8 protein-coding genes are annotated in these 7,107 nt (G+C 69.7%); 7 read left to right on the top strand and 1 reads right to left on the bottom strand.

The features are described 5' to 3' along the window. The 7 genes from HUW62_RS15445 to HUW62_RS15420 all read left to right on the top strand — a co-directional run. Positions 1-288, top strand: a 288-nt coding sequence (locus HUW62_RS15445; protein ID WP_303626839.1) for a chemotaxis protein CheB, incomplete at its 5' end; no start/stop codon positions are given. A gap of 67 nt (positions 289-355) precedes the next feature. After that, positions 356-1,711, top strand: coding sequence for a protein-glutamate O-methyltransferase CheR (locus HUW62_RS15440; protein ID WP_176434905.1), 1,356 nt, complete (start codon positions 356-358; stop codon positions 1,709-1,711). An 83-nt stretch (positions 1,712-1,794) separates the two neighbouring features. Further along, positions 1,795-2,643 (top strand): tetratricopeptide repeat protein, encoded by an 849-nt coding sequence (locus HUW62_RS15435; protein ID WP_163861873.1) that lies wholly within the window; start codon positions 1,795-1,797, stop codon positions 2,641-2,643. Next, positions 2,640-2,771 carry a hypothetical protein gene (locus HUW62_RS48745; RefSeq protein WP_255203447.1) on the top strand — a complete coding sequence of 44 codons (132 nt, stop codon included), beginning with the start codon at positions 2,640-2,642 and terminating at the stop codon, positions 2,769-2,771. Before HUW62_RS15435 ends, HUW62_RS48745 begins: the two co-directional genes overlap by 4 nt. A gap of 81 nt (positions 2,772-2,852) precedes the next feature. Further along, positions 2,853-3,785, top strand: coding sequence for a 5'-nucleotidase (locus HUW62_RS15430; protein ID WP_240356094.1), 933 nt, complete (start codon positions 2,853-2,855; stop codon positions 3,783-3,785). A 109-nt stretch (positions 3,786-3,894) separates the two neighbouring features. Next, entirely contained in the window at positions 3,895-4,173 is a 279-nt protein-coding gene (gene rpmE, locus HUW62_RS15425) for a 50S ribosomal protein L31 (RefSeq protein WP_163861876.1), read from the top strand. 211 nt (positions 4,174-4,384) lie between these two features. Next, complete coding sequence (locus HUW62_RS15420; protein ID WP_176434904.1) at positions 4,385-5,266, top strand: site-specific DNA-methyltransferase; 882 nt, start codon at positions 4,385-4,387, stop codon at positions 5,264-5,266. Positions 5,267-5,296: 30 nt separating this feature from the next. On the opposite strand, the gene HUW62_RS15415 is transcribed toward HUW62_RS15420, so the two are convergent. Beyond that, complete coding sequence (locus tag HUW62_RS15415) at positions 5,297-7,051, bottom strand: M1 family metallopeptidase (RefSeq protein ID WP_163861882.1); 1,755 nt, start codon at positions 7,049-7,051, stop codon at positions 5,297-5,299. Positions 7,052-7,107: the final 56 nt, after the last annotated feature.

Below are 7,107 nucleotides of genomic sequence, written 5' to 3'. Positions count from 1 at the left end.
CACATGCCGTCCGGGACGACGCTGCTGGAGAGCGCGGCCAGGACGTATGGCCGCCGGGCGGTGGGGCTGGTGCTGACGGGCATGGGCGGAGATGGCGCGGAGGGGCTGCTGGCCATCCGTCAGGCGGGTGGGCTGACGCTCGCGCAGAACGAGGAGTCCTGCGTGGTGTTCGGCATGCCCGGCACGGCGGTGGAGCGCAAGGCGGTGGACCACCTCATCCACGGAGACGAAGTCGCCGCCACGCTGGCGCGACTGGCCCGGGGTGAGTCGCTCGCAGTGGGGCGCTGAGCCGCCGGTGCGCGCCCCGGGTGCGCCATGGTCTTCCGTGCGCGCCTTCCTCACGGCGCGCACGGGCATGGCCTTGAGCGGGCCGCAGATTCGTCGCCTGGATGATCGGCTGGCGGAGCGGTGTCGCGGGCTGACGCCGCACCAATACCTGGCCTTCCTCAAGTCGCCGTCGGGCGCGGCGGAGCTGGAGGGGCTCATCTCCGCGGTGGTGGTGAACAAGACGGACCTCTTTCGCGACGAGGTCCAGCTCACCGACTTCCGGGAGCGGGTGCTGTCGCCGCTGGTTGCGCGCGCGGGGGGACGGCCGCTGCGAATCTGGAGCGCGGGCTGTTCCACGGGCGAGGAGGTGGCCACGCTGCTCATCCTCCTGGCCGAGTCGGGCGCGAGTCCTGGCAGCACGGTGCTGGGCACGGACATCTCGGAAGCGGCGCTGCGACGGGCGTCCGCGCTCTCTTTCACGACGGAGCAACTGCGCCGGGTGCCCTCGGGGCCGCGTGAGCGCTACTTCGTGACCAGGGGCTCGAAGCTGTCGCTGGTGTCGGCGCTGCGTGAGCGCGCCAGCTTCCAGGTCCACAACCTGATGGACGTGCCCTATCCCCGGCCCGTGGGAGAGGGGTGCTTCGACGTCATCTTCTGCCGCAACGTCCTCATCTACTTCACGGTGGAGTCCTTCCACCGGACGGTGGCGACGCTGGCCGACAGCCTCGTGCCCGGGGGAACGCTGGTGCTGTCCGCGGCGGAGCCGCTGCTCCAGGTGCCTCCAACGCTGCGGGTGGCACGCACGGAGGCCGCGTTCTTCCACGTCCGGGTCGACGTGTCCGAGGGGACACCGCATCCAGGCAAGGAGGCCCCGGCGAGCATCGTTGGAGTGGGCGTCGGGGCGGGCCGCGACGCGGCGACACCCAATAGCGCGGACCGGGCGCTCACATCGGGAACGAGCCGGGAGTCGCGGACGCCCACCAGCACGGGGAGGCGCACGCTGTCGGGCGCGAGCCGCGAATCGCCGACTCCCCTCGGCGCGGGCCGGGCGTCCGTGCCGGGAACGGGCCGCTCGCCGTCGATTCCCACCAACGCGGACCAGGGCTCGGCGCTGCCCTCACCGTCCTCCGCCGAAGCCGACCTGCTCTTCGCCTGCGTCCTCGACGGCGCCGCCTCGGGAGCCTCCGACGCGGTGGCGGAGCGCGATTTGCGCCGCTGCCTCTCGCTGGACCCGGACCATGCCGCCGCGCGCTACCTGCTCGGGCTGCTGCTGGAGCAGTGCCGTCGCCCCCTTGAGGCCGCCGCTGAGTACCGCCGGGCCCTGGTGTCCCTGGAGGAGGGGAGGGCCCGCCCGGTTCCCTTCTTCCTCAACCCCGCCCGGCTCCGCGTGGCCTGTGCTCACGCCGCCGGACGCCTGTCTCCCCCGAGCAGCCGCAGCCGCTGACGAAGCAGGCGGGCGGGCTCGGCGCCAGGGGCCTTGCGAGAAGTCCGGACGGCCCGGCGATTTGGCCGTAAGATGCCCGACCCATGCGAAGGCTCGTCCTGTTCGCGCTGCTGGTGGCGCTCCCTGGTTGCTTCTATCCCGCTGATCGCGGCCGCGCCCTTGAGGCGAAGGTCGACCGGCTCGGCGCCGACTCCGCGCAGATGCAGACGGAGCTGAAGGAGGCGCGCGATCAACTCGCCGCCACCCTGCCGAAAATCGACGAGAAGGTCGCCGAGGTCACCAAGGCCCTGGATGGCCTGGACACCGCCGCGCGCCGCAAGGACGCGGACATCGGCGTCCAGCTCCAGAAGACGATGGAGGACCTGTCCCAGCTGCGCGGCCAGGTGGAGACCTACCTCCACAAAATCACCGAGCTGGAGACGGCGCTCGGCGCCCAGGACCAGAAGCTCCTCGCGATGCAGGGCACGGCCGCCGTGAAGGAGGCCGAGGCCAAGAAGAAGGCCGAGGAGCTCCAGCGTCCCACCAACCCCAAGGACTTCCTCGCGCTCGCCCAGGAGCGGGCCAAGGCCGGCGAGGTGCTCGTGGCCCGTCAGCTCTTCACCGAGCTGATGAAGAAGTGGGCCAAGGACCCGCTGGTGGGCGAAGCCCACTACGGCCTGGGTGAGACGTACTTCTCCGAGTCCAAGTGCCGCGAGGCCCTCTTCGAGTACGGCAAGGTGGTGCAGGACCACCCGAAGACGCCCTCCGCGCCGGACGCCTTCCTGCGCTCCTCCGAGTGCTTCGCCCAGCTCAAGATGAAGGACGAGTCGCGGATGGCGCTCGAGGAGCTGGTGAAGAGCTACCCCAAGGCCGCCGCAGCGAAGACGGCCAAGGAGCGCATCGCCGAGCTGGACAAGGCGAAGGCCCCCGCCAAGAAGGGCGGCAAGAAGTGAGCTTCCGTCCCCTGCGGCTCGCCGCGCTGGCGCTCCTGCTCCTGCCCCTCGTGGCGGGTGCGGCGCCCAAGCAGTTGGTGCTGCTCTTCACCGGAGACAACGGGGGCGAAATCGCCCCCTGTGGTTGACGACACAACCCGTCTGGCGGTCTGGCCAGAAGAAAAGTCACGATAGAGCAGGAGCGCGCCAAGGGCGTACCGGTCCTCGTATTGGACGCGGGCAACGCGCTCTTCAGGAGCCGGGACAGCGGCGGCGCTCCGGATGCACGGCCGCGCGCGGAGCTGTTGCTCGCGCAGATGGACGCGCAGGGCACCACCGCCATGGCCGTGGGCACGAGAGACCTCAACCTCGGCGTGGACTTCCTGCGCAAGCAGACGCGCAAGTCGAAGCTGAAGCTGTTGTCGGCGAACCTCGTGGACGCCAAGGGCAAGCCGCTGTTCCCCGCCTCCACGGTGGTGGACGTCGGCGGCCTCAAGGTCGGCGTGGTGGGCGCCTCCCCGGCGACGACCCAGCCCGAGCCCATGGAGCCGTTGGCCCAGGGCAAGGCGGCCGGAGTGATGCGGCAGGGCCTGCCGGTGGGTCCCGCCGTGGCCGCCGAGGCGAAGCGGCTGCGCCAGCAGGAGCACGTGGACCTGGTGGTGCTGCTCGCCGCCGTGCCCTACGACGAGGTGCTCAAGCTGGCCAACGAGGTGGAGGGCGTGGACTTCGTGATGCCGTCCCACGAAGGCCGGGGCTCCGGCATCCCCCAGCGCATGGCGATGACCACCATCGTCCCGCCGGGAGACCGGGGGCGCCAGCTGGCGAAGCTGGAGCTGGCCATCAACGGCCCTGGCCGGTTCGTGGACAACTCCGAGGTGGCGCGCACCCGCGACGGCCTGCGCATCGTCGAAACCAACCTGGCCAAGGCCAGGGAGCGGCTCGCCAAATCCACCGACGAGACGCAGAAGCGCTCGCTCGAGGCAGCGGTCGCCAGCCTGGAAGCCCGGCGCACGGCCCTGGAAAAGACGGTGGCGGGGGGCGCAACGCCCGCGGCCCGGACGCATCTATTGTCGTACATCCAGCTTGGGAGCGACGTGCCGGCGGATCCGGCCGTTCAAAAAGCGGTGGAACGCATCGAGCCTCCTGGCTCGGCATCCCACTGACCCGGGCGGATCTTGTGCCCCGGTCGGCGCGCCGTTATAAGCGCCGGCCATTACAGTGTCGGACCTCCCAGCCGTTGGCGGTTGGGGGCAAGGCACCCTGGAGAGCGTCATGAAGCCGGACCTGCACCCTGTCTATCCGCCGTCCCGCATCACCTGTGCCTGTGGCAACGTTTTCGAGACCCACTCCACCCGCGGCTCGTTCGCGGTGGAAACCTGCGCGAACTGCCACCCCTTCTTCACGGGCAAGTTCAAGCTCATGGACACGGCCGGCCGCATCGACCGCTTCAAGAAGAAGTACGCCGCGAACCCCACGAAGGGCGCGGACGCTGCTCCTGTCGAGGGCAACATCGCGGTCCCCGTCGCCAAGGCCAAGAAGGCCAAGGCCTGAGTCGGGCCGTCGCGCTTCGTAGCCACTGAAGCAGCACCGCGAGCAGGGTGTCGGAGCGCCTCCACGAGAGGCGCTCCCGCCCTGCTCGTGGTGTTTCTACGGCTTGAGCACCTCGTCAAGTTTCAGGGTGCTACAGGTCAGAAAATTGCTGTAGCAGCCTGTTGAGGCACATTCCGCCGCGTCCCACGACGAAGAGTCCGACGGAGGCGTGATGTTCGCGGAAGCTGCTGCCCCAAACCTGAAGGTTGTCCGGCGCTCCCTCAACGAGAGCGTGCACGCGAAGGGCGACGCCTGGACGCTCTTGCGGGGGGACAGCCTGGAGCTCCTGCAGCAGTTCGAGCCCCAGACGTTCGACATGATTTTCGCGGACCCGCCGTATTTCCTCTCCAACGGTGGCACCACCTGCAAGGGTGGCAAGCGCGTGTCGGTGCAGAAGGGCGGCTGGGACGTGTCGCGCGGGGTGGAGGAGGACCACGCCTTCACCACCGCGTGGCTCGCCGCCTGCCAGCGCCTGCTCAAGCCCACCGGCACCCTCTGGGTGAGCGGCACGCAGCACGTCATCTTCAACGCCGGCTTCGCCATGCAGAAGCTCGGCTACAAGCTGCTCAACACCGTCACCTGGTTCAAGCCCAACGCCAGCCCCAACCTGGCGTGCCGCTACTTCACCCACTCGACGGAGCTGCTCATCTGGGCCTCCCCGAAGTCGGGCGGCAAGCTCCAGCACGTCTTCAACTACTCGAAGATGAAGGCGGACAACGGCGGCAAGCAGATGCGTGACGCCTGGGCGCTTCCTCCCTCCGGCGACGCGGAAGTGACGGCCGACGGCGAGGGCCGCCTGTGGACGCTCACCGTCCCGCGCGGCGGCGAGGAGAAGGCCTTCGGCAGCCACCCCACGCAGAAGCCCGTGGCGCTGCTGGAGCGCATCATCGAGGCGAGCACCCCCGAGGACGCGCTGATTCTGGACCCCTTCAACGGCAGCGGCACCACGGGCGTCGCCGCCCTCAAGCTGGGCCGCCGCTACGTGGGCATCGACATGGATGCCCAGTACCTGGACCTCGCCGAGAAGCGCCTCGTGGCGCAGGCGGCGAAGTAGTCCACGCTCCCCAACGGTCCTCGCGCCTCTTCAGGCGCGGGACAGGATGAGCTCCACGCCCTGACGGGCGATGGGGTGGTAGCGCTCCGAGTACTTCTTGAAGAGCGAGCGCGCCAGGCCCTTGAACTCGCGTGACGAGCAGAGCACGCCGTACAGGGGCTTGAGGTACTTCATGCGGCCCACCTCGCCCAGGAAGGCCTCGGTGCGGCCCACGGCCGGCTCCCAACCCACGCGCAAGGCCGCTACCAGCCACGCCACCAGCACCTCCGCGTTGCGGCTCTTGGTCAGCTCGAAGCGCTCGTCGAGCTGGCGGAACATGTCTCGCGGCGTGTCCGAGGGCAGCCACTCCAGGAAGAGCTGCCACTCCGCGGGCGTCCAGTCCTTCACCGCGTCCTTCGAAGGCACGGTGCCGCGCAAGCGGAGCAGCTCCTCCAGGCGGCTGGAGCGTGGTGAGGGCGCGCCCGCGGGAATGCCAGGGCGTTGCAGATAGGCGTCCGCGTCGACCTTCGCCAGCACGCCGGGCAGCTCGCGCTCGGTGAAGGCGATGAACTCCTCGGTGGTGAGGGCGCGGAAGCGGTACGTGGCCAGGTAGCGGCGCAGGAAGCCGTCGAAGGCGTCGCGCCCCACGGCGTCCTCCATGGCCCGGAGGAACAGGTACCCCTTCTCGTACGGAATCTGGGAGAAGGCCTCGTCCGGGTCCACGCCCGTCAGGTGCGTGCGCAGGGCCGTCAGGTGCGGGTGCTCGCGGAAGTGGTGCATCGCCTCCTCCAGCGCGCGGCGCCCCAGCGCGGCGTTGAGCGCGGCGACTTCCGGCCCCGCCAGCGCCTCCAGGATGCGGCGCTCGGCGAAGACGGTGAAGCCCTCGTTGAGCCAGAAGTGCTCCGCGGAGGCATTCGTCACGAGATTTCCCGTCCACGAGTGCGCCAGCTCGTGCGCCACCACGTTGACCAGGCTCTTGTCCCCGGCAATCAGCGTGGGCGTGAGGAACGTCAGCCTCGGGTTCTCCATGCCGCCGTACGGGAAGGACGGAGGCATGGTGAGCAAGTCAAAGCGCTCCCAGTCGTACGGGCCGAAGAGCGACTCGGCGGCGCGCAGCATGTCGTCCACGCCGGAGAACTCCTCGGCCGCGTCCTCCAGCAGCTCCGGCTCCGCCCATACGCGCGAGCGAGGGCCCAGCTCCTTGGGCGCCAGGCTGCCCACCGCGAAGGCCAGGAGATACGGAGGCACCGGCTGCGGCATCTCGTAGTGCTCCTCCGCCTCCACGCCGTGCTCCTCGCGCCGCAGGAAGCTGGCGGCCATGACGGCCTTGAGCGCCTTGGGCACTCGCAGCGACGCGCGGTAGCGGATGCGGATGCGCGGCGTGTCCTGCAGCGGCACCACGCTGCGCGCGTGGATGGCCTGGCATTGGCTGTACAGGAACGGGTGCTGCCCGCCCGCCGTCTGCGAGGGCGTCAACCACTGCAGCGCGCTCGCCGTGGGCGAGGTGCGGTAGTGCACCGTGAGCTGTCGCACCCCCGAGGGCAGCTCCACCCTCAACCGGCTCCCCAGAATCGGCTCCGGTGGGGCGAGCATGTAGGGCAAGGGGCGACCATTGCCGTCTACGACTCTGAGAATTTCCAGCTCCCGGGTGTCCAAATCCAGGGGCCCGGCCGAGGCCTCCTTCAGCGTCAGTGTTGCCTCCGCGTGCAGGCGGCGGGTCCGGAAGTCGACGCGAGCCTTCCAGTCCAGGGTTTCCGTCTCAGGCTGCGTGCTGTCGTTGTACGAGTGCGGGTCGGGGCGAGCCATGGAGGTCCGGTTTGTAGTCCTTGGGACGACGCATGGCGAGTGCTCCCACCTTCCGA

This window comes from Myxococcus sp. AM011, assembly GCF_013372595.1.
In the GTDB taxonomy this organism is placed as follows: domain Bacteria; phylum Myxococcota; class Myxococcia; order Myxococcales; family Myxococcaceae; genus Myxococcus; species Myxococcus eversor.
The sequence above is the reverse complement of the archived record's forward strand: the minus strand, read 5'-3'. Positions and strand labels throughout refer to the sequence as shown.